General features: G+C 56.6%; 28 protein-coding genes. 10 read left to right on the top strand and 18 right to left on the bottom strand.

Annotation, left to right across the window (positions count from 1 at the left end; genetic code table 11):
- The first annotated feature begins 64 nt into the window (after positions 1-64).
- On the top strand, positions 65-1,192 hold the full coding sequence (locus JWR17_RS25510; protein ID WP_299836032.1) for a diguanylate cyclase: 1,128 nt from the start codon (positions 65-67) through the stop codon (positions 1,190-1,192).
- A gap of 35 nt (positions 1,193-1,227) precedes the next feature.
- Entirely contained in the window at positions 1,228-2,061 is an 834-nt protein-coding gene (locus tag JWR17_RS25505; protein WP_299836053.1) for an AraC family transcriptional regulator, read from the top strand.
- On the opposite strand, the gene JWR17_RS25500 is transcribed toward JWR17_RS25505, so the two are convergent.
- Together JWR17_RS25500 and JWR17_RS25495 are read right to left on the bottom strand one after the other, a co-directional pair.
- On the bottom strand, positions 2,050-2,631 hold the full coding sequence (locus JWR17_RS25500; RefSeq protein WP_299836030.1) for a LysE family translocator: 582 nt from the start codon (positions 2,629-2,631) through the stop codon (positions 2,050-2,052). The two genes, JWR17_RS25505 and JWR17_RS25500, sit on opposite strands and share 12 nt — an antisense overlap.
- Before the next feature lie 357 nt (positions 2,632-2,988).
- Positions 2,989-3,228 carry a hypothetical protein gene (locus JWR17_RS25495; protein ID WP_299836028.1) on the bottom strand — a complete coding sequence of 80 codons (240 nt, stop codon included), beginning with the start codon at positions 3,226-3,228 and terminating at the stop codon, positions 2,989-2,991.
- A gap of 207 nt (positions 3,229-3,435) precedes the next feature.
- Between JWR17_RS25495 and JWR17_RS25490 the strand changes: the two genes are divergently transcribed.
- On the top strand, positions 3,436-3,717 hold the full coding sequence (locus tag JWR17_RS25490) for a hypothetical protein (RefSeq protein ID WP_299836026.1): 282 nt from the start codon (positions 3,436-3,438) through the stop codon (positions 3,715-3,717).
- 26 nt (positions 3,718-3,743) lie between these two features.
- A complete protein-coding gene (locus JWR17_RS25485) occupies positions 3,744-3,959 on the top strand; it encodes a hypothetical protein (RefSeq protein ID WP_299836025.1) in 216 nt (71 codons plus the stop codon).
- A gap of 26 nt (positions 3,960-3,985) precedes the next feature.
- Here the strand turns inward: JWR17_RS25485 and JWR17_RS25480 are convergent, their stop codons facing one another.
- The 3 genes from JWR17_RS25480 to JWR17_RS25470 all read right to left on the bottom strand — a co-directional run bounded on the left by JWR17_RS25480 (position 3,986) and on the right by JWR17_RS25470 (position 7,760).
- Positions 3,986-4,231, bottom strand: a complete 246-nt coding sequence (locus JWR17_RS25480) for a hypothetical protein (RefSeq protein ID WP_299836023.1) — start codon at positions 4,229-4,231, stop codon at positions 3,986-3,988.
- Positions 4,232-4,320: 89 nt separating this feature from the next.
- On the bottom strand, positions 4,321-6,999 hold the full coding sequence (locus JWR17_RS25475) for an excinuclease ABC subunit UvrA (RefSeq protein ID WP_299836022.1): 2,679 nt from the start codon (positions 6,997-6,999) through the stop codon (positions 4,321-4,323).
- A 47-nt stretch (positions 7,000-7,046) separates the two neighbouring features.
- Positions 7,047-7,760, bottom strand: coding sequence for a hypothetical protein (locus tag JWR17_RS25470; protein WP_299836021.1), 714 nt, complete (start codon positions 7,758-7,760; stop codon positions 7,047-7,049).
- A gap of 293 nt (positions 7,761-8,053) precedes the next feature.
- Between JWR17_RS25470 and JWR17_RS25465 the strand changes: the two genes are divergently transcribed.
- Positions 8,054-8,437, top strand: a complete 384-nt coding sequence (locus JWR17_RS25465; RefSeq protein ID WP_299836019.1) for a helix-turn-helix transcriptional regulator — start codon at positions 8,054-8,056, stop codon at positions 8,435-8,437.
- Between the two features lie 8 nt (positions 8,438-8,445).
- On the opposite strand, the gene JWR17_RS25460 is transcribed toward JWR17_RS25465, so the two are convergent.
- The 6 genes from JWR17_RS25460 to JWR17_RS25435 form a co-directional block, all read right to left on the bottom strand.
- On the bottom strand, positions 8,446-9,510 hold the full coding sequence (locus JWR17_RS25460; protein ID WP_299836017.1) for a DNA topoisomerase IB: 1,065 nt from the start codon (positions 9,508-9,510) through the stop codon (positions 8,446-8,448).
- A gap of 70 nt (positions 9,511-9,580) precedes the next feature.
- A complete protein-coding gene (gene modC / locus JWR17_RS25455) occupies positions 9,581-10,678 on the bottom strand; it encodes a molybdenum ABC transporter ATP-binding protein (RefSeq protein WP_299836015.1) in 1,098 nt (365 codons plus the stop codon).
- A 4-nt stretch (positions 10,679-10,682) separates the two neighbouring features.
- Entirely contained in the window at positions 10,683-11,363 is a 681-nt protein-coding gene (gene modB / locus JWR17_RS25450) for a molybdate ABC transporter permease subunit (protein ID WP_299836014.1), read from the bottom strand.
- Positions 11,364-12,068, bottom strand: coding sequence for a molybdate ABC transporter substrate-binding protein (modA, locus tag JWR17_RS25445; protein WP_299836051.1), 705 nt, complete (start codon positions 12,066-12,068; stop codon positions 11,364-11,366).
- A gap of 229 nt (positions 12,069-12,297) precedes the next feature.
- Positions 12,298-13,374 (bottom strand): nitronate monooxygenase, encoded by a 1,077-nt coding sequence (locus tag JWR17_RS25440; protein ID WP_299836012.1) that lies wholly within the window; start codon positions 13,372-13,374, stop codon positions 12,298-12,300.
- A 67-nt stretch (positions 13,375-13,441) separates the two neighbouring features.
- The gene (locus JWR17_RS25435) at positions 13,442-14,332 is read right to left on the bottom strand and encodes an alpha/beta hydrolase (RefSeq protein WP_299836010.1); all 891 of its coding nucleotides are present in this window, start codon (positions 14,330-14,332) and stop codon (positions 13,442-13,444) included.
- Positions 14,333-14,602: 270 nt separating this feature from the next.
- Here JWR17_RS25435 and JWR17_RS25430 point away from each other — a divergent pair, with 270 nt between their 5' ends.
- From JWR17_RS25430 to JWR17_RS25420, 3 genes are all read left to right on the top strand, one after another.
- On the top strand, positions 14,603-15,238 hold the full coding sequence (locus JWR17_RS25430) for a TetR/AcrR family transcriptional regulator (protein ID WP_299836008.1): 636 nt from the start codon (positions 14,603-14,605) through the stop codon (positions 15,236-15,238).
- Between the two features lie 44 nt (positions 15,239-15,282).
- Positions 15,283-16,266, top strand: a complete 984-nt coding sequence (locus JWR17_RS25425; protein ID WP_299836006.1) for an MDR family oxidoreductase — start codon at positions 15,283-15,285, stop codon at positions 16,264-16,266.
- Positions 16,267-16,492: 226 nt separating this feature from the next.
- Positions 16,493-17,086, top strand: coding sequence for an ABATE domain-containing protein (locus JWR17_RS25420; RefSeq protein WP_299836005.1), 594 nt, complete (start codon positions 16,493-16,495; stop codon positions 17,084-17,086).
- 75 nt (positions 17,087-17,161) lie between these two features.
- On the opposite strand, the gene ada is transcribed toward JWR17_RS25420, so the two are convergent.
- The 7 genes from ada to JWR17_RS25385 form a co-directional block, all read right to left on the bottom strand.
- Entirely contained in the window at positions 17,162-18,244 is a 1,083-nt protein-coding gene (gene ada / locus JWR17_RS25415) for a bifunctional DNA-binding transcriptional regulator/O6-methylguanine-DNA methyltransferase Ada (RefSeq protein ID WP_299836003.1), read from the bottom strand.
- Positions 18,245-18,339: 95 nt separating this feature from the next.
- On the bottom strand, positions 18,340-18,915 hold the full coding sequence (locus JWR17_RS25410) for a DNA-3-methyladenine glycosylase (protein ID WP_299836049.1): 576 nt from the start codon (positions 18,913-18,915) through the stop codon (positions 18,340-18,342).
- A gap of 146 nt (positions 18,916-19,061) precedes the next feature.
- Positions 19,062-19,952 (bottom strand): copper homeostasis membrane protein CopD, encoded by an 891-nt coding sequence (gene copD, locus JWR17_RS25405; protein ID WP_299836001.1) that lies wholly within the window; start codon positions 19,950-19,952, stop codon positions 19,062-19,064.
- A 4-nt stretch (positions 19,953-19,956) separates the two neighbouring features.
- Positions 19,957-20,334: a copper homeostasis periplasmic binding protein CopC gene (copC, locus tag JWR17_RS25400; protein ID WP_299835999.1), complete on the bottom strand. Its 378-nt coding sequence runs from the start codon at positions 20,332-20,334 to the stop codon at positions 19,957-19,959.
- A 135-nt stretch (positions 20,335-20,469) separates the two neighbouring features.
- Complete coding sequence (locus JWR17_RS25395) at positions 20,470-21,255, bottom strand: transcriptional regulator (RefSeq protein WP_299835997.1); 786 nt, start codon at positions 21,253-21,255, stop codon at positions 20,470-20,472.
- A complete protein-coding gene (locus JWR17_RS25390; protein ID WP_299836047.1) occupies positions 21,252-21,749 on the bottom strand; it encodes an RNA polymerase sigma factor in 498 nt (165 codons plus the stop codon). The genes JWR17_RS25395 and JWR17_RS25390 overlap by 4 nt, the downstream gene beginning before the upstream one ends.
- Before the next feature lie 113 nt (positions 21,750-21,862).
- Positions 21,863-22,429, bottom strand: a complete 567-nt coding sequence (locus JWR17_RS25385; RefSeq protein ID WP_299835995.1) for a tetratricopeptide repeat protein — start codon at positions 22,427-22,429, stop codon at positions 21,863-21,865.
- Positions 22,430-22,680: 251 nt separating this feature from the next.
- Between JWR17_RS25385 and JWR17_RS25380 the strand changes: the two genes are divergently transcribed.
- Both JWR17_RS25380 and JWR17_RS25375 read left to right on the top strand, forming a co-directional pair.
- Positions 22,681-23,286 carry an NAD(P)-binding domain-containing protein gene (locus tag JWR17_RS25380; RefSeq protein ID WP_299835993.1) on the top strand — a complete coding sequence of 202 codons (606 nt, stop codon included), beginning with the start codon at positions 22,681-22,683 and terminating at the stop codon, positions 23,284-23,286.
- 515 nt (positions 23,287-23,801) lie between these two features.
- Positions 23,802-24,537: OprD family outer membrane porin (locus JWR17_RS25375; RefSeq protein ID WP_299835991.1), on the top strand; the 736-nt coding region annotated here is incomplete at its 3' end.

The following is a 24,537-nucleotide window of genomic DNA, read 5'->3' as shown; positions in this document are numbered from 1 at the left end:
TTCGGGTGGGTGGCAGGCTGCCATAATGGTCCTTTTGTTCGAACGACATGATCAGGCGGAACAAATGGATAGCCTAGGACGTAAGCGTGACCAGGATATCCTCATAGGAGAGCAGGTTCGGACTGATCGGTTACATCAGTTATTCAGGCAATCGACGTCGGCGGTTTTAGGAAGTTTCTTGGCTGCGGCCATGTTGTGCTTGCTGTGCTGGGATCGTTTCGACCACACCATCACCGTTGCGTGGATAGCGTTATTGGCTGGGTCATCGTTGGTGCGCACCTTAATGTTCGTGGTCTATTTTCGCAGCCCTTTGCAAGAACGTACCGCTCAACGCTGGGAGCGAACCTATTGGAGCACCTTGATAGTGTCCGCCAGTATTTGGGGCGGGGGCGCTTTAGCGGTAATGCCCCCTCAGGACCTGTTGGCGCAGGTTTTAGTGATGTTGTTCGCAGTGGGAATGTCGGTCAGTGCAGTGTCTTGCTACTCGGCCTACCGAGACATGACGCTAGTGTCCATCGGTGTGGTGTTGTCGCCGTGCACGGTGTGGCTGTTTGTTCAGGGTTCAGCGGTGCAAGTAGGTATCGCACTGGCCGTTTTAGTGTTTGCATCCTTCGTTGTAACCGCGTCCCGCAATCTCTCGGATGCGTTAGAAAAAGCCTTCCGTTTGACCCGTGAAGTGGAACAAGCGCATAGCATTTCCACCCATGCAGCGCAAACTGACGAACTTACCGGCTTGAAAAATCGCCGAGCTTTTTTTCACAATGCCCAACAGCTACACAGCTACTGTGAGCACAATCGTCTGCCGCTGTGCGCCCTGATGCTCGATATGGATCATTTCAAACTCATCAATGATACGTACGGCCATCAGGTGGGAGACCAAGTGCTGCGTCAGGTTGGCGTAGTCATTAGCGCGTCTTTTCCTGACGCTGGTATTTGCGGCAGGCTGGGGGGCGAGGAATTTGCGGTATTGCTTCCCGACACTTCCATCGAGGCGGCACTCAGCGTGGCTGAGCGGCTCATCCAGACAATCGCTGGATTGAAGGCTGAGCCTGTTAGCTATATAACTGCCAGTCTGGGCGTCGCCTCCACGCAGACCGGTAATAAAGACCTGCATCATTTGATGAACAGCGCAGATAAAGCACTGTATCGAGCCAAAGCGCTGGGACGTAATCAGGTGGTTGCTGCTGAGTGAATGGTTCTTATCTTCAACGCGCGAGTGCATGTCTTATGGATGAGCCCGATCGACTCTCAGTATTTTGGCGTGATGATCGACTGCCGTTTATAGAGGCCAGAGTCGTTGAGGATGGCCGCCAGGTCTGTTACGCCAGGCATTCCCATGAAACCTTTTCCCTTGGTGTCATTACCGGCGGTACTAGCACCTATCTGAACAAGGATTTCAGCACCACCATTGGTGTTGGAACAGTGGTGTTGATGAATCCGGGCGATGTGCACGCCTGCAATCCTATTGCCGCTCAACCCTGGTCCTATCGGATGCTTTACGTCGACGCTCGTTGGCTCGCTTCGCGTCAGCGACCGGCCGACATGCCTCCCCAATACCGCCCTTATTCCGCAGCCATGAGTCATGATATTGGTTTATACCATCGCTTTAACCAGTTCTTCGTTCAGCTAATCAGCGACGCGCTAAATCCCGACGACAAAGACTGTTTAGCTCACGCATTTTTTCGTTATGTTGACGACCGCCTGAAATGCGCCACCGAGAAAGCAAAGGTCGTGCCCTCAAGACTGTTCAAAGCCAAAACGCTAATAGCAGACAATTTCAGAGAACCGCTCTCGCTGGCTGAACTCAGCCAGACCGCCGACCTCTCCACTTCGCACTTTATTCGCGAGTTCAAAACGCACTTCGGCCTGACGCCCCACGCCTATCTGATTAACCGACGTATCCAGTTCGCCCGGGCGCAGCTCAAGACAGGCAAAGCTATTGCCGAGGTGGCGCTTGACGCTGGCTTTGCCGATCAGGCCCATCTACAAAGGGCGTTCAAGAAACATCTGGCGGCGACCCCAGGGCATTATCGCGGGCAAACTGAGCCTTCAACTCAATAGCAGGTACAGCGCACTGGCTACCAATAAGGCGGCCAACATACGGTTGAGGGTTTTAACTCTTTTTCGACTGCTTAAGTAGTCACGTAAGTGAGCGCCTGCGTAGGCCCAGCAGGCAATAGATCCGTAGCAGATCACGAAATAAATGGCCGCGAATGGAAGTAACTGATTCCCACCACTGACGAAGGCGCCGACGCCTGCCACTGCCGCCAACCAGGCCTTGGGATTGAGCCACTGTAAAGCAGCACCGGCAAAAAAAGAGGGCTGGCGTTCAGGGTTTTCGGTGCTCAAGCTCCCGCTATCCCGCGCCAGTCGGTAGGCCATATATAAGAGGAAGGCCACACCTGCCCAGCGGATCACGTCAGTCAAATACGGCCACCAAAGTAACGCTTCATGTAAGCCCAGGCCCACAAGTATCAGCAGCAGCGTGAAGCCCACGGTAGCGCCAGTGACGACACGCAGGGCCGGGCGCAACCCGTATCGAGCGCCTGCGCTCAATGTCAGAATATTTACCGGGCCGGGGCTGATTGAGGCGGCCAGCGCAAAGGCGGCCATGGACAGATAAAGACTCATTGCAACTCCATAATTCGCTTCAGATTAGGTGCGACTATGGGGCGAGAGAACGCGCGGGTATTGAACAAAATCGCTGGCGCATCGCTTTAAAAGCCTGGCAAGCCGTTAACTACAGGAGGTTTGTCTGCGAAGCCGCGCTGTCGCGTAGCAAACACGGCCGGCGTAGGAGCGCGCTTGCCCGCGATCGGCTGCGGAGCAGTCGTAAATCAGGCAGCTCGGTTCTTCCAATGGAAGCTGGGCTGAGCAGTTGGGACCGCTTCGCGCTCCTACCCTTTGATTTTGCGCAAACTCACTGAGTTATGCGTTGTTTGAGGGTCGGTTGGGTTGTCTCTGACACAGCGCAATACCGAGGGCGCGTCAATTGCTCTTTCTGAGCGATACCATTTTTTCGTCTGTTGCATCAGCGAAGACCCTTTCCAGCTGATCGATATCTTTAGCGGTTATAGCATTTACGCACCTTAGCGCGATCAAGAAACCTTCGGCGACTCCACCGACCATCGATGCATCTAGCATTCCCGTAGCGTGCTCGATGCGTGCAATGATATCGGCGGCCTCGCGTCTGATTTCGGCCGGGATAGTCATGTCTTCAAGGGCCATGGCACACGCTCGATGTGTTGATGAGTCCTTTAATGGACCTTGCCGCTATTGGCTCGGTTCACCCCAGCAGCAAAAGCGCCTGAAAAGACTTCGCCAACAACGAGTTTTCGCGTGGCCCCCCCCTGACTGACCAGGGAATGCTTGAGCACATTGCCTGTCCAAACCGATGACGACCTAATGGTTGAGCGACATTTATGGGGTGTTTTTATGTTTGAGCGCGGAAATATTTTTACAGAGTGGGGCAACCCATCGAACAGCGAAGAGACATTCATGGCTGATTACGAGAATGGTTGCCACATCGATATCAGAGCCCGGCAGCAGGAACCCGGAAAAGTGGCGTTGCTGGTTTGCGTGTACGGGTCTGACGGGAAGATGATCTCTGAGGAAACACGACTGCTCGAGGGCGAGGCATGGACCCCGGGCGATGCGTTGAAATGGGGAACCGATAAAGCCGAACGAATCGCAGGCGGTGCTTCCGACCGTGGATAAGGCTTCGGTTCAATAGCGAGGTGCATATGAATAGTGAAAGATTATCCCAAAGTGGCGTTCTGACTCCGGGTCAGTCAATTCCGCTGCCGGGCCCTGATGTGCTTGATGAGGATACCGATAAACCGAATCGGGATATCGATACCTTTTCTGACGACGAGGACCCACCGCCCCAGGACTGGAAACATCCCGATGACGGCAAAAACCTGTCGGATCAGGACGTCGAGTGGCCCCTCAAGCCTTGAACAGGCCCTCCGGGTGCAGGCTGGTGTCAGGACTGCTTCTTCTTGGCGATGGCTTCTGCAGCGAGACACTCAAGGGCAAATTGCTCTGGGTAAGTCATCTCGATCTCGGTCGTCACGCCTTTTACGGTGCGTGAACCGTCGAGAATATAGCGAATGCGTCGATCAGTGACACCGATGCGTTTCGCAATCCAGGCGGGGGTTTGTCCGATGCGGGTGACTAGCTTGTCGGCGTATTCAGTGGAAGGGTTATAAAGCTCTGCGTTAGGGATCATAGGACTACCAAATAAAAGTTTAAGCCGAGTTGCAGTTACGAATGGGCGACACAGTGCGGGAATCATCTAACCGTGTCGCCCTAAATTTGTTATCGCCCTGACATCACCTTAGCCAGAAAGGGGGCTGTGCGGCTTTTCTCGACCTTGGATACCGTTTCCGGTGTGCCGCTGGCCACTAGCGTGCCGCCTTGGTCGCCCGCGCCGGGACCGACATCGATCACCCAGTCGCTCTGAGCCACGACACGCATTTCGTGCTCTACAACGATTACTGTGTGGCCTGCATCAACCAGACTATTAAGTTGCTTGAGCAGGCGGTCCACATCGCAAGGGTGCAAACCGGTTGTAGGTTCATCCAGCACGTAAAGGGTGGCCCCCCGCTGACTCCTTTGCAACTCCGTCGCCAGCTTGATCCGCTGCGCCTCGCCGCCCGACAGTTCCGTTGCGGGCTGGCCCAGGCGCAAATACCCCAGGCCTATGTCACGCAATGTCGTCAGGGAACGCAGCACGCTCGGCTGTTCGGCGAACACCGTGACCGCGTCCTCAACGGTCAGTTGCAGCACTTGGGCGATGTTCAGGCCCTGCCAGGTGACTTCCAGCGTTTGCTCATTGTAACGAGCGCCGTGGCAGGTCGGGCAGGGTGCGTACACGCTCGGCATAAACAATAATTCCACGCTGACAAAGCCTTCGCCTTCGCAGGTGGGGCAGCGTCCCTTGGCAACGTTGAACGAGAACTGGCCCGCGTCGTAATGTTTGCGCTTGGCTTCCGGGGTGGCTGCGTACAGTTTGCGGACGCTGTCGAACAGCCCGGTATAAGTCGCCAGGTTGGAGCGCGGCGTGCGACCAATGGGTTTTTGGTCCACCTGGACCAGTCGCCGAATCGACTCCAGCCCAGCGGTCACACGGCCATCGCTGATTTGCGGGGCGTCATCTTCCAGGCTGGGTTCTTCCCGCTCAGCGTCGGCCATGGCGCGCCCCAAGTGAGCGCCCACCAGTTCAAGAAGCGCTTGGCTGACCAGACTTGATTTGCCCGAGCCAGAGATGCCAGTCACCGAGGTAAAACACCCCAAAGGAAACGCTGCCGAAAGATTGTTCAAGTTGTTGCGGGTAATACCTTCCAGGCGAAGCCAGTGTTTGGCTTCGCGACGAATTGGGTTAAAGGGTACATGGGCGGCAAACAGGTGCGGGCGGGTTTGCGATTCTTCAACGTGCGCCAGTCCGGCGGGCGGTCCGCTGTACAGCACCCGGCCGCCATTCTCGCCAGCAGCCGGACCGACATCGATCAGCCAGTCGGCACGGCGCATGGTCTCGACGTCGTGCTCGACCACAAACAGTGAATTGCCGGCGGCTTTAAGCCGTTGCAGGGCCTCGAATAACGCCTCGCCGTCAGCCGGGTGCAAGCCCGCGGAGGGTTCATCGAGCACATAAATGACCCCAAACAGCTGTGATCCCAGTTGTGTTGCCAGGCGCAACCGCTGCAGTTCACCGGATGAAAGTGTCGGCGTGCTGCGCTCTAGGGCCAAATAGCCCAGACCTAGGTGGGTCAGGGTGCTGACCCTCGCCAACAAGTCCTGGGCAATTCGTTGCGCGGCCAGGCGTTTTTCTACGGACAGGTTCGGCGTGTGCCGGATGTCAGGCGCAGCGTCATGTGCCGCACCGCCTTTAGCGATGCGTTTTTTGCGAGCCGCTTCGGTCTGCGCCTTGCTCAGCACGCTCTCATGGTCCGGGGCTTCTGGAAAGCTATTAGCGGCCACCGGACGCAGGACTTCGGCCAGGCGCAGCAAGGGCATTTGCGACAATTCGCCAATGTCATAGCCCGCGAAGGTCACTGACAATGCCTCACGGGTAAGGCGTTTGCCAGCACACAGTGGGCACTGGTTACCGATCATGTAGCGCGCCACACGTTTTTTCATCAGCGCGCTTTGCGAGTGAGCGAACGTGTGCAGCACATAGCGCCGAGCGCCTGTGAACGTTCCTTGATAACTCGGTTCGAGCTTGCGCTTCAGGGCTTGGCGGGTTTCTTGCGGCGTGAGCCCGGCGTACACCGGCGCGGTGGGCGTTTCTTCAGTGAACAGAATCCAGTCACGCTGCTCTTTGGGCAGGTCGCGCCATGGAATGTCGACGTCATAACCCAGCGTGACCAAAATGTCGCGCTGGTTTTGGCCCTGCCAGGCGGTGGGCCATGAGGCGACGGCCCGTTGCCGAATGGTCAACGTATCGTCTGGCACCATCGTCTGTTCGGTCACCTCATACACCCGTCCCAGACCATGGCATTCAGGACAAGCCCCTTGCGGCGTATTGGGTGAGAAGTCTTCGGCATACAGCATGGGTTGGTCAGCGGGATAGCTGCCCGCGCGGGAATAAAGCATGCGGATCAGGCTCGACAACGTGGTCACGCTGCCCACCGATGAACGTGTGCTTGGGGTGCCCCGTTGTTGTTGCAAGGCAACAGCCGGTGGCAGCCCGTCGATGGAGTCAACATCCGGTACGCCTACCTGATCGATCAAGCGTCGGGCATAGGGCGCCACGGATTCAAAATAACGCCGTTGCGCTTCGGCATACAGCGTTGAGAACGCCAGAGATGACTTACCCGACCCGGAGACACCGGTAAATACCACCAAGGCATCCCGTGGAATATCGACGTCCACGTCCTTCAGATTGTGCTCCCGGGCACCACGTACCCTGACGAAGCCAGAACTGTTCAGGGGTGAACCGTTCACTGAAACTGCCGACAGGGCTTGGTGATCAGGTGTGTCGAGCTGCGAGGACATGGACGGGCCTTAAACAGATGAGTCATGTGTACATAATACCGACGACGTTATGATGTTATGCGTCGAAAGCCAATCACCCATACCCATGGATTTTCGCTCCATGACTGAGTGCCATGCAGGCTCTGCCAGAAAACCGCAAAGGCAATGACTGCGGTAACGCTCATTCCGGCGTTGGGAGGCGGCATATGGTTCACAAAGTAACCGTGCGTGCCGTCGTGCAACGGAGAAAAGCCTTCGGCTATGGCTTGTTCCTCGGTGATGTCACGCAGGCGCTCTTTATGCACAGCGGTGATTTCCAGATCAATCCGCGAGGCTCGACGCGGCATAAACAGGCTGGGTCGTAGCCACCAACCGGAGCGTGGATCAGAGCGCGACGTTTTGACGTAGTCCAACGGCTCAACGAACTGGTAGGTCAGGCCGGTGCTCAACGTCAGGTCTACAAAATGCCATTCATCACGCTGGGTACTGTCATTGAGTTCAGCTTCCCAGTGACCGAACGCATAAAAAGACTCCTTCAGCCAAAGTTGGTCCCCCGGTTGGCCGAACGGGCAGACGTCTTCGGCCACTGAATGAGTTACCGTCGACGACTCGCTTTCCATCTCCGTCATAGCGCCGCCTGAGCCCAAGTCAGTCGTTGTTGGGTATTGCGCGGATATTGACGTAACCGATTGAGTGGACTTTACGATGCGGCGGGTGACCGTTTTTTTGCCGTTGAGAATTGCACTGACCATTGGCGCGCTGAATAAGATGGGTCGTTCCATGAGATGGACTCCTCACAAAGGTAATGCGGCGCAGTTGGACGGTCATTGATTGATACCTTTCAAACAGAAGACGTTCAATGCAAACGATGAATGAAGTGCAGGGCGGTGGTTGCGTTAGTTTATTGAAATAGGCTTCGCGAATTAGTCAACCATCAAACCAATGACGGTTATGCCGATTGTTGGGCCAGCGCTCGGGAATCCGACAAACAGTCGTTCTTTTGAAAAGCTGGACATTTAAAACGTGGATTTTTTTTGAGAATATTTAACGGTCATGACTGTGCAGGTAGTCAGAAATGAGCGAAATGGGTACACGACTCAGGCAAGAGCGCAAGCGGCTGGGCTTTTCGCAACGAGAGACGGGGTTTCTCGGTGGTGTGGCGGCTAACGCGCAGGGTAAATATGAAAGCGGCGAGCGCGTGCCAAAAGCCGATTATCTGGCCGCGCTTGCCAGCGAAGGAGCCGATGTCTTGTATGTGCTAACGGGCCAGCGAAGTGGGAGCATCGCTCTCGATAACCCGCTGAGACATGCTGACGAGCCCGATGCAGTGATCAGCGAAGTCAAACATGCGGTGCGTCATCTGTTGCTCAGGATCGAGGAACTGTCTGGCAATCTGGATCAAAACGGTCAGCACGTCTCGTTCCCGCGTAACGGCGTTATCGGTAGAGTTCGCGAGTAAGCGCTGACTTACACGTGCGTTCCAGGCGTAGTGTTGGCCACGTCAGCGGCCTTGGTCGCCAAAGCCTGTAAAAAAGTTGCCAGTGCAACTTCTTCCTGGCGCAATCCCTTGCGTTGCCTGACGCGCGGCAGCTTGGCCAAGTCCCCCAGCAGAAACCCTTCCAGCACCGCAGGATGAATATAGCAACGCCGGCAAACAGCCGGGGTGTTGCCCAATTGCCGCGCAACTTCCTTGACCATATCGACGATATGTTTCTTGGCATCAGCTTCAGTTTCCCATTGCAGCTTGCGCAACGTGGTAAGCGCCAGCGCACTGCCAGCCCAGGTTCGGTAGTCCTTGGCGGTAAAGTCGGCACCGGTGAGGCTATGCAGGTAAGCGTTGATGTCCGATGAACTGACCGAATGACGCTCGCCATTATCGTCGAGGTACTGAAACAAGTTCTGCCCAGGCAGCTCCATGCAGCGCTTGATGATGCGTGCCAGGCGCCGGTCTTTGATACTGATCTGATGCTCGACGCCGCTCTTGCCGCGAAACTGGAACAAGATTGCGCTGCCTTTGACCTCAACGTGTTTGCTACGCAGTGTGGTCAAGCCATAAGAGCGATTATCCCGCGCATACTGGCTATTACCAATGCGGATCAAGGTCGCGTCCAGCAGCGAAATGACGGTTGCCATGACCTTGTCGCGACCCATGCCCGGCGCCGCCAGTTGCGCGTCCAGTTGCTTGCGGACTTTGGGCAAGGCCAATCCGAACTCGATCATTCTCGAGTACTTGTTCTCATCACGGATTTCTCGCCAACGTGAGTGGTAGCGGTATTGTTTGCGGCCCCGTGCGTCCCGTCCCGTGGCCTGTAGATGGCCTTTAGGGTCAGCACAGATCCATACGTCGGTATAAGCCGGTGGGATCACCAGGGCATTGATTCGTTTGATTTCGGCCTCGTCGCGGATGCGCTGACCCTCGGTGTCGAAATAGACGAACTTACCGCGCAGGATTTTCCGGCTGAACCCCACTTGGGTGTCATCGACGTAGTGCAAGTCTGAGGGCAGTTGGGTGAGGTCGGTTGAGTCGAGCATGGCGGATTCCTTGGCGCAGGTATCACCATTGACCGCTGGAAATGGCAGTCGTGCCGAAAGATTTCAGCGTCTAGGCCAGCACGGCCACCGACTTGATTTGCGCCCATAACTGTTGGCCGGGGTATAGACGCAACTGGTCACGGGAGTAACGGGTAACGCGTGCCAGAATCGGTATTCCTGCTGCGTCCAGCCGTACCAGGACGTGCGCGGCATTGTCGGCAGGGACCTCGCCGGTCACGCTGACCTGCAAGCTATTGAGGATGCTGCTTTGACCGTCAGGCTGCAGGTTGAGGCTCACGTCCTTGGCCTGCACCTTGAAGCGCAAGGTTTTTCCAATGCCCATCGGCGCGTGCGCCACCCGGACGGTCATGTCGCTGCCCGGTAAACGTACCGTCAGCAATTGGTAGTCAGCGTCATAGGCGCTGACAATGCCTTCGATCACAACGCCAGCATCGTCGCCCATGGCCAGCGGCAGGTCGAGGCGAGCGAGTGTTTCACCAATGGGGCCGCTGGCGAGGGCTTTACCTTTGCTCAACAAAACGATGTGATCAGCCAATCGCGCGACTTCGTCCTGGGAGTGACTGACGTACAGCATCGGAATGTCCAGCTCGTCATGCAGGCGTTCCAGGTACGGCAGGATTTCGCTTTTGCGCTTGGCGTCCAACGCTGCCAGCGGTTCGTCAAGCAGTAGAAGGCGAGGGCGGGTCAGCAAGGCGCGAGCGATGGCAACACGCTGTCGTTCGCCCCCGGACAGTTTGTCGGGTCGGCGATCAAGCAAGTGATCGATCCCCAGCAGCTCTGTCGCGTGCTTGAGTTCCACTTTGCACGGCTGGTGCGCAATACGCCGCAGCCCAAACTCAAGATTGCCGCGCACCGATAAATGCGGGAACAAGCTGGCTTCTTGAAAAACGTAGCCCAGCGCACGTTTATGAGGGGCGAGAAAAATACCGTTGCTACTGTCCTGCCAGATTTCGTCATTGATCTGGATGAACCCTGTTTTGGCTCTTTCCAACCCGGCGATACACCGTAGGCAAGTGGTCTTGCCTGAGCCAGAATGACCATACAGTGCAGTAACGCCACGTCCAGGTAGAGCAAGGTGGACGTCTAACGTGAAGTCGGCATAAGCCATGTGCACGCGCACTTGAATGCCCGTAAGCGGTGAGGTCATGGTTTTAGCTCCAGCCCGCTTTGGTTTTGCCGCTGGTGTACAGCGCCAATAACACCAGGAAAGAAAACACTAGCATGGCTCCAGATAACCAATGGGCTTGCAGGTATTCCATGGATTCGACGTGGTCGTAGATTTGCACCGACACCACGCGAGTTTTGCCGGGGATGTTGCCGCCAATCATTAACACCACGCCAAACTCACCGACGGTGTGGGCAAATCCAAGAATCGCACCGGTAATAAACCCTGGCCTGGCCAGCGGCAGCACCACGCTGAAAAACGTATCCCATGGGTTGGCTCGTAGCGTCGCTGCCACTTCCAGCGGTCGGGTGCCAATGGCTGAAAAGGCGTTTTGCAACGGCTGCACAACGAAAGGCATTGAATAAATGACCGAACCGATCACCAGCCCTGGGAAACTGAACGTCAGCGTTCCCAACCCAATGCTTTGGGTGAAGTGCCCAAAGAAACCGTTGGGCCCCATGGCCAACAACAAGTAAAAACCGATCACGGTGGGCGGCAGCACCAATGGTAGCGCCACTACAGCACCCACTGGACCCTTGAGCCATGAGCGGGTGTGTGCCAGCCATAAGGCGATGGGCGTGCCGATCAGCAACAGAATGAGCGTGGTTATCGACGCCAACTGCAGCGTCAGCCAGATCGCCGCGAGGTCTTCATCGCCCAGGGGCATTTAGAGCTCGTAGCCGTAGGATTTGATCACCGCAGCGGCTCTAGGCCCTTTCAGGTACTCAACCAATGCTCTGGCCGCAGCGCTGTCCTTGCCTTTGGTGAGGATGACCGCGTCTTGCTTGATAGGGTCATGCAGATTGGCCGGTACAAGCCACGCGGAACCGCTGGTGACTTTGCCGTCTTTATAGACCTGCGACAGGGCAACGAAGCCCAGTTCGGCGTTGCCCGTAGAAACGAACTGATAGGCTTGGGTAATGTTCTGGCCGGTGACGATCTTGTCTTTAGTCGCATCCGTCAGGTCGAGCTTTGCCAGCACTTGGGTAGCGGCGAGACCATACGGCGCTGCTTTCGGATCTGCAATGGACAGGTGGCGGTACTGGTTGGCTTTGAGCACGGCGCCTTTGTCGTCGACGTAGCCTTCTTTGGCCGACCATAATGCCAACTTGCCCACCGCGTAGGTGAAACGCGAGCCAGGAACGGTGTCGCCTTCTTTTTCCAACTTCGCCGGGGTGGTGTCGTCGGCTGCGAGGAATACTTCGAACGGCGCGCCATTTTTTATCTGGGTGTAGAACTGGCCTGTGGCGCCATAGGCAGCGACCAGCTTATGGCCGGTGTCCGCTTCAAATTCTTTGGCAATTGCTTGAATCGGTGCGGTGAAGTTGGCGGCAACGGCGACCTGAACGTCATCGGCGAAGGCTGCCCTCATGCTGAACGCAGCGATGACGACAGCAACGGACGTGAGGGCAGTGCGTAGTGGACCCGTTTGCATTGAGGCTTTCCATCGTTCAGAGGGGCGGTTGGGGTTCGGCCCCGAACAGGCCAAGCGCTATGTAGAAGAATATATAGCGGAGTATCATCGGGTGGAAGCCAAGCGTGAAGAAATGTCTGATCAAGCATGAAAACCAAAGGCCGCGAACATCGCGGCCTTTAGCATTTCAATGGCGGGATAATTTTTCCAGCGCTTGTGCGCCCAGCTGTCGAGTCAGGTCTTCGGCTGACAGCTCATGTTTCAACCCTACTGCCTGGCCGGCCCATAGATTAAGAAAGTCGCCGCTGCCGTGGGGTTCGGATCGGGCGCGTAACGGGATCAACGCACCCCCCGCCAGAGGAAAAGCGGGGGTGATTGCACTGATGGGGCCTTGCTCACGCATCACACGATTCACGATCCCACGCGCGGGCTTGCCAGTGAACAAGTTGGTTAGCGCCGTTTCACTGGCTTTTGCCGTGCGCAGCGCCCGGTGATGAGGGGCACTGACGTTAGCTTCCGGACAGAACAAATAGACAGTGCCTAATTGCACCGCCGAGGCGCCTAGTGCAAACGCGGCGACGATACCGCGGGCGTCCCCGATGCCGCCTGCGGCTATGACCGGAACACTGACGGCATCGACCACTTGCGGGACCAGTGCGAACGTTCCGACTTGAGTGTGCAGGTCCTCGCCGAGGAAGAGGCCGCGATGGCCACCCGCTTCGTAGCCCATGGCAATAATCGCGTCGCAGCCGTGCAATTCCAGCCAGATCGCTTCGTCAACGGTGGTAGCCGACGAAATGATTTTGGCGCCCGTGGCCTTGACCCGATCCAGCAATGCTTGCGCTGGCAGGCCGAAATGGAAGCTGACCACCTCAGGTTTCAATGCCTCTACCAGGGCGCAAGTGGCGTCGTCAAAGGGCGCGCGTGCCGAGACGGGCGTGGGTGCATCGAAATCAGCCCCGAGCTCGGTGTAATAGTCTTTGAGTGAATCCTTCCAGCGAGCTTCACGCCCAGGATCAGCCGCCGGTGCTGGGTGGCAGAAAAAATTCAGATTGAGCGGGCCGCGGCTGCGGCTACGAATCAAGGCCACTTCGTCGCGGATTTGCTGAAGACTCAGTGCCGCACAGGGCAGTGAAGCCAGTCCGCCGGCATTGGCAACGGCAATCGCCATGGCCGAACCACTGGCTCCGGCCATGGGCGCTTGCAGGATGGGCAGTTGTATACCGAATAGATCGAGGATGCGGTTGTCGGGCCATGCCTTCATGGTGATGTTCCCCTTGATGAGACAACAGCCAGGCCACCGATACGCGGGCAGGGTGGCCTGGCCATTTTCAACGAATGGCATCTCCCAACACATCGACGATGCGCTGAGCGATGTAGTCAGCGTGAGTCTCTAGGGCAAAGTGGCCGGTGTCGAGCATCTCCACTACGGCGTTGGCATTGTCGCGTTTATACGCCTCTGCGCCCGGCGGGATAAAGAACGGATCATGTTGACCCCAAATCACCAAGGTAGGCACTTGGGTCTGTTTGAAAAATGCCTGGAACGCCGGGTACAGGGTGAGGTTGTTGGCGTAATCCAGAAACAGATCCAGTTGGATTTCATCGTTGCCGGGCCGCTGCATCAGCAGCACGTCCAGCGTGTACGACTCAGGCGCAATCAGTTCTGGATGGGTGACCCCGTGCACGTATTGGTAGCGCACGCCTTCGAGATTGAGTACCGCATCGCGAATGATTTCACGATTGGCCGAACTCGGGGTTTGCCAGTAATTACGGATGGGCTCCCACGCATCGCCAAGACCTTCCAGGTAGGCATTACCGTTTTGAGAAATCAGCGCAGTCACCCGCTGTGGATGCGCAACGGCCAGGCGCAGGCCGACCGGTGCACCATAGTCAAACACATACAAGGCGTAGCGGCTCAAGCCAAGCACGTCGACAAAAGCTTCAACGGTTTTAGCCAAGTCGTCGAAGCTGTAGCGGTAGCTCCGGCCGGCTGGCACTTCGGTGAAGCCAAAGCCCGGTAAGTCCGGTGCAATCACTCGGTAGTGTTTGGCCAGATGAGGAATCAGGTCGCGATACATGTGCGACGAGGTAGGGAAGCCGTGCAGGAGCAACACAACGGGTGCATCAGCTTCGCCGGCTTCGCGATAGAACACCTTAACGCCATCGGCTTCGACATGCTGATAGCGGACGGTGGTAGTGGCATGCGCAGGGTAGGTGGACATGGCAATGGACCTCGGTAACTGAAAATAGGGCTGGGGTAGAAACGTCCACTATTCTTCCGCTGAATTGTGTAACCTGTCAAACACAATTTTAGAGGTTACTTTGTTGGTGAGATTTACCCACCATCTCATTCTGTAGGAGCCAACTTGTTGGCAAGATCAATGACGCGATGTGCCAACTGAACTGCCTCGCCAACACGTTGGCTCCTGCAGATGACGTCGTCTTTGATGTGGGTGGGTTGACATTAAAAACGATCGGTCTAATATTACGCCATGACTACTCTTATGCCAAAACCACGTGGGCCAGGTCGGCCACCCAAGGTCGATCGGGAAAACGTCGAAACCCGTGACGTGTTAATCCGTTGCGGGACGCAACTGCTGACTGAGCAGGGATTCATGGCGACCGGCATCGACAGCATCCTCAAGCGGGTCGGGGTACCAAAGGGTTCGTTCTATCATTACTTCGAAAGCAAAGAAGCGTTTGGCCGCGCGGTGTTGGACAGCTACGCGACTTTTTTTGCGCGCAAACTGGACCGCTGGTTGCTGGATGAATCGCTCTCGCCGCTGGAGCGTTTGGCGGCATTCGCCCAAGACGCCAAGGTCGGGATGGCCCGTTACGATTACCGTCGGGGTTGCATGGTCGGCAACCTGGGCCAGGAAGTCAGCGTGCTGCCGGAGGGCTTCCGCCGGGCACTCGAAGGCATCTTTCTGGATTGGCAGGCGCGGCTGGCGACGTGTTTACAAGCGGCCCAGTCTGCCGGGGAATTATCCGTCAATGCGGATTGCGCAGAATTGGCTGCATTTTTCTGGATTGGTTGGGAAGGCGCAGTGCTGCGCGCCCGGCTGGTACAAAGTGATAGTCCATTAAATACGTTTATTGCTGGTTTCCTTCGTGGCTTGCCGCAATGAGCTTTGAGCTATTTCTAGACGATCGGTCTAAATCGGAGGCAGGCATGTTCAAAGGTATTTTGATCGAGAAAGACGAAGCGGGTTATCGGGCGGGCTTGAGGGATATCAGTGAAGAGCATTTGCCGCCCGGCGACGTTACCGTTCGGGTGTTGTACAGCACACTGAATTACAAGGACGGCCTGGCGATTACCGGCGCAGGTCCCGTGGTGCGCAAGTTCCCGATGATTCCCGGCGTAGACCTGACGGGAATTGTCGAAGAAAGCACTGATGCCGACTTCAAGGTCGGTGATCAGGTATTGCTAAACGGTTGGGGGGTTGGCGAAGGGCATTGGGGCGGCCTGGCTGAAATGGCGCGACTTGAGGGTAAATGGTTAATTCCGCTGCCCAAGGGCTTCACCGCTGCCCAAGCCATGGCCATCGGCACGGCTGGATACACGGCAATGCTTGCTGTCATCGCTTTGGAAGAGCACGGCCTGACGCCAGAGAAAGGCGACGTGCTGGTCACGGGTGCCAACGGCGGTGTTGGCAGCTTTGCCGTGGCTATTCTGGCCAAACTCGGTTACCGGGTCATTGCATCCACGGGGCGTGTGGCTGAAAGCGCTTACTTGAACCAACTGGGCGCCGCTGAAATCGTTGATCGCGCGACCTTGTCCGAGCCCGGTCGACCATTGGCCAAGGAACGTTGGGCAGCAGCCGTCGACTCGGTTGGCAGCCACACCCTGGCAAATGTCTGCGCAGGCATCAAATACCGAGGGACCGTAGCCGCCTGCGGTCTGGCCCAAGGCATGGACTTTCCGGCGACGGTGATGCCGTTTATTCTGCGCGGCGTCACTCTGGCAGGTATAGACAGCGTTACTCGACCTCGGGCTGATCGGGTGCAAGCCTGGGATCGTCTGGCGACTGATTTTGACGTAGCGCTGCTGCCGTTGATTAGCCGCGAGATTGGCCTCAGTGAGGTGGTCGAGGTATCGGCGCAACTCATCGCCGGTCAAGTGCGCGGGCGCGTGGTGGTAGATGTAAATCGCTGAGCCATTCATCAGTGGGTAACTGTTTAATTGCTGCTATAGAGGTTACTATTTGCGTGTGCGACCGATGCGTTTTCTGTGGGAGCGAATTCATCCGCGAATAAATTCCCACAGCGAATCCGAGTCATCCGCAACTCTTTGTAGGGGCTACAGAAGGCTGCAATAAGGTTTAAAGGACCTTCGCCAACACGTTGGCTCTACAGATCCGAAATGGCGGACAGGAATCCTCATGACCACTGACTCCCCCGATACATTACTTAACGAACCGCTCCTGGTGGCCGACGATCCGGTGCTGGATATGCTCAATACCCAGGCGATGGCTGACGGCGATGTGGTTGATTACTGGCAAAACGACGGTGACGTGGCGCGTTGGCTGGTGCGTGCAGGTTGGTTTGACGCCACGCAGATGCCGGCATTTGCCGAGGGTGCGTTAATGGCGTCGGGCGTTGAGCTGCGAGAGATAATTCGTAAATTGCTTGAACAACGCAAAGCAGGTGTCCAAGGCGACCCCGCCGAGTTGAACGCCTACCTGCGTAAAGCGCTCAGTCATCCGCAGTTAGTCTGGGATGCGCCAACCGGATTGCGCCTTGACCGGGTGCGCAAACAGCAAACCGCCGAGCAATTTCTCGCGCCGTTGGCGGAAGCGGCTGCCGCGCTGCTGGTGAGTGGCGATTTTTCGCTGATTCGCACCTGTGAGCACACCGAGTGCGTGTTGTGGTTTTACGACCGTACCAAGTCACACAAACGCCGGTGGTGCAGCATGGCCCAGTGCGGCAATCGTCATAAAGTCGCTGAATTCCGCAAACGAAAACTGCAGGTTTAACCTGATGCTTTAGGTCCGTGGATCGAACTCTGAATCGTTGAGGTTTCAACCGCAAAGTTATTACTGTCCATTACGTCAAGGTTTGGCCTCGCGCTCCAGAAGCTTACGCTTACGCTCTACGCCCCATCGGTAGCCTGACAAATCCCCGTCGCTGCGTACCACTCGGTGGCAGGGAATGGCGACGGCCAGCCAGTTTGCGCCGCAGGCCTGCGCAACTGCGCGAAACGAAGTCGGTGCGCCGATACGTCGCGCTATTTCGGCATAGCTGGCGGTAGTGCCCAGCGGTATCTCTCGTAAGGCCATCCATACGCGCTCTTGAAACGCGGTGCCTCGCAGGTCCAATGGCAGGTCCAGGCCAATGGCCGGGGCCTCGATAAACCCTATGACTTTAGCGATCAATTGCTCGAAGTCAGCATCACAGCCAATCAAGTTGGCGTTGCCAAATTTGTCTTGTAAGTCTTGGACTAGCCGATTGGGGTCATCGCCCAGAAGGATGGCGCACACGCCACGGCTACTTTGCGCCACCAGAATGGAACCCAGCGAACACTCACCCACCGCAAAATTGATATCGGTGTTCAATCCGCCAGCCCGATAACTGCTGGGCTTCATACCCAGTAACGTGTCCGAGACTTCGTAAAAGCGGCTATTGGAATTAAAACCTGCGCCGTAAAGCGCATCGGTGATGGAGCCTGGCCGAGTCAACTGCTCTCGTATTTTTCGGGCGCGGTGAGCCCGAGCGTAAGCATTGGGCGTCAGGCCGGTGACGGATTTGAATACGCGGTGGAAATGGTAGGCGCTCAACCCGGCCTCATCCGCTAATTGGGCCAGGCTTGGCAACGCGTCTGCCTGTTCGATCTGTCGGCAGGAGTTAGCCACCAGCGCCGCGTGTTTTGCCGCGACGCTGGTCTGATCGGACGCGGCTCGTCTGCTGGGCCGATAGCCAGCAGCCTCTGCTTCGGCCGCTCCGCTGAAGAATTCGACGTTTTCCGGGCGTGGCAAGCGTGAAGGGCTGCTGGCTCGGCAGTAAACGCCGGTGGTTTTCACTGCATAAACGAATTGACTGTCTGCGGCCGGATCACGCGCCAGAACGGCCGCCCAACGCGGATCGTTTTCCGTGTGTTGTTGCGGTGGGGTGGTCAGACTATTGGCTGTGCTCATGGTCTTGTACTCATCGTGTCGTTGATGCTGATGAGAGTATCGTGAACGTCATCGCTGGAAACTCCGAGGCTTGCGGTCAAATTCGATAACGCAGATTACCGAGCCGGCACGCGCCATAAGTACCAGGCTGCCACACTGCGATAAGGACGCCAGACCTGGCCAATTTCAATCATTTGTTTACGGGTGGGCTGCACATCGTGTCCTTTGAGGCGACGGTAACCATCGCGCACGCCAAAGTCGTCAGCCGGGAGTACGTCGTTGCGTTCCAAGGTATAGATCAGCAGCATTTCCACTGTCCAACGGCCGACCCCGCGCAATGAGGTCAGGCGTTCAATCAGGGATTCATCGTCCATGTCCAAGGCTGCGGGGTAATCAGGCACCACACCGTCAAGGCTGGCCTGAGCGATTCCAAGCAGCGTAGCCACTTTGTTCGCGGAAAAACCACACCCGCGCAACACCTCAACGTCAAACCCCAGGAGCTGTGCGGCAGTGGGAAATGATCCCTGGGGCGTCAAGGCCATTAGTCGCCCAAGAATTGCGTCTGCGGCCCGTGCGTGCAGCTGTTGGTAGGCGATGGCGCGTACCAGAGCCTCATAGGGCGCGCGGGCCGGCTTCGGTTCCAGCCGGCAGGGGCCGACAGCCTGGATGTGCCGCGCCCAGTCATCGTCCATCCTCGACAGGTAATCGGCAGCTGCGCGGTAGAGCAGTAAGCGTTGGTTGGCGACAGACACGGTGTTCTCCAGCAAAACGGCGGAATCTATCCGGCAAGCCCCACTCAAACACTCCGTAACTTGCTTTCAAATCCGGCATGGCGCAATCAGGCGTTGGGTAACGGCGGTAATGTACCGAGCAGCGAGACGGCCGCCACCGCCGCCAAGCCAAACAGACACTCGATCGCAACACTGGTCCGTAAAATACCCAGCGTGTTGCCTTGGCTATTGAGCTGCAACCGATTAAACAGCGCCAACAGCAGCATGCACAGCACCAGCCCGACCTTGATCAACAGAATCAGACCAAATCCGGAAAATGCAGGCTCGGGCCATACTGCACCGCTCATGACCCGCACGTTGATCAGGCCAGTGGCGATGATCACTGCAACCAGTCCATAGCCAATTCCGCTGAAGCGCAGCAGCACGGGCTTGAGGTTGCCCTGTGCCCCAGATGACAGTAGCAACCACAGCAACAATAAGCCGCCTAGCCACGCCCCCACGCAGCACAAATGAATCAGTTGATTCACCATCATCATGTCGCCGAGGGAACCGTCGAACATTGCACCGTGGCCGATGGGTGCCAGCGTCGCTAAGAATAGCGCTGCCAATACCAGCCGCAGTGGGGGCGAGAAATACCGGGTCAACACCAGACTGATCGTCAGCAGCAGGTTCAACAGCAGGTGGCCGCTCCATACCCGGCCAAAAAAGGTATCGCCGAGTACCAGCGTCAAGGTCGATGGATCGAGTCCGTCCTGCCAGTTGTTGGCCATGCTTCCGGCAATCAGCACGAGCAGCAACAGGCCGCTGATCAGGGCTAACGCATTCAGGCCACGCAGTATCCACAAGAGCCTGGTGTCCAGCGCCGGAGTGCCTGGGGTCTCCGCGTCAGGCGTGCTCAGCAGCGACCTGAACAGCCATGTGCGAAACAGGCAGGTTCCAAACAGCAACAGAACCGCCGCAAAGTGCACGAAGCGGCACAGTATCAGCGCGTTTTGCATAAAATCACGGGCTTACTTTGAACGTGTACGAACCGTCGCTTTTATGAGTATCGACCGATACTGCGTGCCATTCGACATTGTACTGTCCAGCGGTAAGCGGGGCGGCAGGGATCACAACCAACACTTTTTTGTCGTCTGCGGTCGTGGTGATGCTTCTAACGGCCACGGTTTTTCCCGTGTCAGTGGTGAGAATGACCTTGGTGAATTTATCCTCGACCCCTTCGGAGAAATTCAGGCGCAATTCGTTGGGCGGCGTCACGGTGCTGTCGGCAGCCGGTAACTGACTTTGCAAATGGGCATGGGCAAACACGGAAGGCGCGGTCGCTAAAGAAACGAGCAGGGTCAGGGACGTGAAGGCTTTCTTAAGACGTTGGGCAGACATTCGATTACCTTTTGTGAAACGGTCGGTTCAAGGTCGGAGTCGTCAAGCGATGCACGCTAATAGACCAGAATCGAGCGATTGATTCCAGCCATGATCACCGGGCATTGCTGCGGGCAAATGTCGCATCTCCCTGCGTCAGGCACTCAGCCGCCCTCGAAGCAACTGCGCCATGGCGCCTAATTCATCAAGGGTGTTATGCCCAATCAACATAAACGCATGGCTTGAATCCGACCAGAACACCACGTTCATGCCCAGCCGCTCTTCGCTGGCAAGCGCTGTCTGGCCACTGCTGGCGCGAGTGATACACAGCGCTAACGGGCCGCGTTCGGGGTCGAGGTAAGTGATCTGGGCAATGGGCACGCCATCGTATTCGAGTATTTGCGCGCGCTTGAATTCAGGCCTCGGCAATGCAACTTGAGAGGTGTCCAGTGCTAACCCCAGGCGCGCATTGACGGCCGCCAGTTGAGCCTTTTGTGAGGCCGGGTCGTCGCTCAAGTTATCCAGTGTTTGTGGTGTGTACAGCGCCATGTACTCAGCCACCAGCCCGCGCCAGCCATGGGGCATGGTCGGCGTGCGCCACGCAAGAAATACTCGGTCCGCCAGTACGCCCGCCACTGCAAAACTGGCGGCTGCGGCCAGGAAACCACGACGACTCAAGGTTCGCGCAGGCGTAGAACCCGGCGCCGGCAAGGCCGCTAACATGGCCTGAAGCTTTTCCATGGGGGCTTGAGCAAGCACCCGTTCATAAGCGTGTTCGAACGGCAACTGACTCCGGCACAGGTAATCGAAACGCTCGGCAACGCCATTTTCAGTCTGAATCGCTGCCTCGATACGGGTTCGCTCCTCGGCGTCCAGTTGGTCATCCATATAGGCGACCAGCGTCTCGTCGGACGGCGTACGGGATGGGTTGTTATCAGTCATCGCCGGTCTCCTGTCGATGCGCTGGATGCGGCGCTGGGTGAGTGGGCCTCGGCCAACTTCAAGCGAGCGGTGGCGAGGCGACTCATGACGGTCCCCATGGGTATATTCAGTACTTCAGCCACTTCTCGGTAGGAAAGACCTTCGACATAGGCGAGGAACACCGCCTCGCGCATGGCCTCAGGCAACGCATTGACACGCTTGATGACCTGGCTCGCCAGCACATGACTCTGTGCGTGTTGCTCACCGTCAAACGACAATTCGCTCTGGGCATCGACAAATCCCTGGCCCTGACGCACGCGCTGGGCACGAACCTCGTTGAGCCAGATTGAATGCATGATCGTCAGCAGCCAGCGATCAAGTCGCGTGCCCGGTGCAAATTGAGCGGCCCGCTCCAGCGCTCGGACGCAGGTCGCTTGCACCAGGTCATCAGCCACATGCCGTTGACGTGACAGCACCCAGCCGTAACGCCACAAGCGCGCAAGGTGCTGGCCCAGCTCGGCTCTTATGTCGATGGCGCTGCTGTCGATAATGCTGGCGATGACGGCCTCCGAAATGACCTTGGCAGCGATGGCCCTGACTGTGCCGGGCCAAAAATGCCCGCTAGCGGTCACGTCCGTGAGGAGTGGTCGATGGCGTGGGCCAAGTCACGGTATTCCTCGCAGGTTGTGCCGCACAGCGTTTTGATGGTTTCCAACTGTTCTTTGGCGAGGTCCACCTGGCCCTTGATCACGTAGGCTTCGCCCAGGTACTCGCGAACTTGCGCGTAATTAGGGTCCAACGCTACGGATTTTAAATAATAGCCAATGCCTTCGTCGGTACGGCCCAGCTTGCGGGTGGCGTAACCACGGTAGTTCAGCGCTTTAGCGGTGTTTGGGTCCTTCAGGGTATCGAGCAGCGACAGTGCCTCCTCATAACGTCCGGCTTTGGCCAAACGGTAGGCGTAATCGGTTTTGTCAGCGTCGGGTGTCAGGCTGCTGGTTTGCATGACGCAGCTCTTGGTTTTGGTGTCATACACCTGGCCTTTAGGGCAGTTGGGTTTTTTGGGGGTTTCTGATTCATCGCTACCGCCACCTGAGGCCTGCACCTGCGTGCTCAACAGTGCGGCTGCCAGACAACCGGCAACGAGCCAGGCGGAAGAGCGGCGGGCGGGTTTTGCGGTGTTTTGGGTGTTCATCAGCGTTTGCTCCTGAGGACGAGGCGAAATAAACAGGTGGTGTCGATAAGTGAACACCTGGGCCGGTCAGTTTATTCAGTGCCTGCGAAATTGTTTATTGTGGCGTTTCGGTCGAGTCCCCGCTCTGTTTCGGACAATCTCAGCACGAGACTGCGTCCCTTCCCGACCCCGGCGCAGCCCGACTATAATTTTTTTTGCGCTTGGGCCAGCAGGCCATGCCCATGTTCTTTGCACAGTGCGGAGGAAAATCTATGAACATTGGAATTATTGGTGCGGCAGCGGTGGGTGAGACGTTGGCGGCAGAGTTTATTCGCGCTGGCAACGATGTGCTGCTCAGCAACCGCAGAGGGCCGACCAGCCTGACGACATTGATTCACAAGCTAGGCCCTAAGGCCAAGGCGGCGACCCTGGCCCAGGCCGCCGCATGTGACCTGGTGGTACTGGCGATTCCTTGGATCAATGTGGCGCAGCTGTTGCCAGGCTTACCGAAATGGCAAGGGCGCATCTTGATCGATGCCACCAATACCTTCCTGAATTACTTGCCGGACTACAAGGTTGCGGATCTGGGTGAAGACAGCGGCAGCGAGATCGTCGCCCGGCTCGCCGCCGATGCGAAAGTGATAAAGGCCTTCAATACTTTGCCGATTGCGGGTTTTTTTAACGCTGTACCTGACGGCTACCGGCGCGTAACGTTTCTCGCCGGAGACGATGTCGACGCCAAGAACTCAGTCAAAGGGTTGATCAGCTCCATGGGCCTGGCACCGATCGACCTCGGCCCGTTAGGCAGGGGTGGTCGGCTGATGCAGCTGAGGGGAGTATTCAATGGTGTCGAGTTGTTGGCAGCGGTTGATCATTAGAAAAATAGTATTTTTGTTATCTGTCCATCTAGAACAGGCGTTGACTTGACAGGCGAAAAAAAGCCACCGCACAAAGGTGAGGTGGCTAAAAAATTGTAACCAAAGGAATGATGAAGTGGAGCAGCCTAATCGATGCATCTCTGATGCGGAGTCAGAAAGCGGTCGAGGCGTGATCGGTCATCGAGGCGAACCTTAACATCGGTTATGAATGGGCAACTATTACGTTAGTCGATAATGACTATCGAGAGAATCGACATAAAAACGGGGAACTTCGATGTTAAAACTTGAACCGTCGGGGGAAAGCTATCCGGGCACCCAATATAGAGACTCAAACGATAAAAAACAGAGCTGAAATAGCCAGTCATTCCACCGTGGTTCTTGCCCCCGGCTTATTTTTGTATTAGCCATCTGCCAAAGCTCAACTATCGTTATTTTATTCGCCTGAACTCAGGAGGCGTTCCTGTTGCTCATGTGTTTGATGGCGATGGCATATTAGAATCAGGGGATAAATAAAAATGATGTCCGTTAAGTGGAATCTCGTGACCCTAGCGGTCTCTCTTGGTGTAAGCCAGTTAGCAGCGGCCGCCGTGGTTAGCGACCAGGCCGATGCGAAAGGATTTGTTGAAGACAGCAGTCTTAACGTCCACCTCAAAAACTATTATTTCGATCGAGATGTTAAAAACGGCGGCGGCAACGACCGCAAGGATTGGGCGCAAGGCATTCTCGCTAACTACAGCTCTGGTTTCACGCAAGGCACTGTCGGTTTTGGCATTGAGGCATTCGGTAACTGGGCCTTTAAACTTGATGGCGGCGCAGGTACTGCGGGAACGGGTAACTTGCCGGTACGTGGCAATGGCGAACCCGAGGATGAATACGGCCGGGCGGGTGGTGCGCTGAAAGTGCGGCTCTCCAAAACTGAACTGCTCTACGGTAACTTACAACCTACGGCACCGGTATTCGCTGCGGGCGGTACACGGCTGTTCCCGCAGACGGGTACTGGCTTTAACCTGCTGAGCAGTGAGATCAATGGCCTTGAACTCGACGCGGGTCATTTCACCGGCGGCAACGGACCGGTCACTACCAACAGCGACCACGACCTGTTTGCTTCTTACGCTAACGTGACTGCCAATAGCATCAGTTATGCAGGCGCCAAATACGCGGTGACTGACGCTCTGTCGCTGAGCGTGTACGGCTCTGAGCTGGAAGATGTCTGGCGTCAGTACTATGGCAACGCGAATTACACAATACCGA

It is taken from the genome of Pseudomonas sp. (assembly GCF_028293835.1).
Classification (GTDB): Bacteria; Pseudomonadota; Gammaproteobacteria; order Pseudomonadales; family Pseudomonadaceae; genus Aquipseudomonas.
This window is presented reverse-complemented; position numbering and strand designations above follow the sequence as displayed.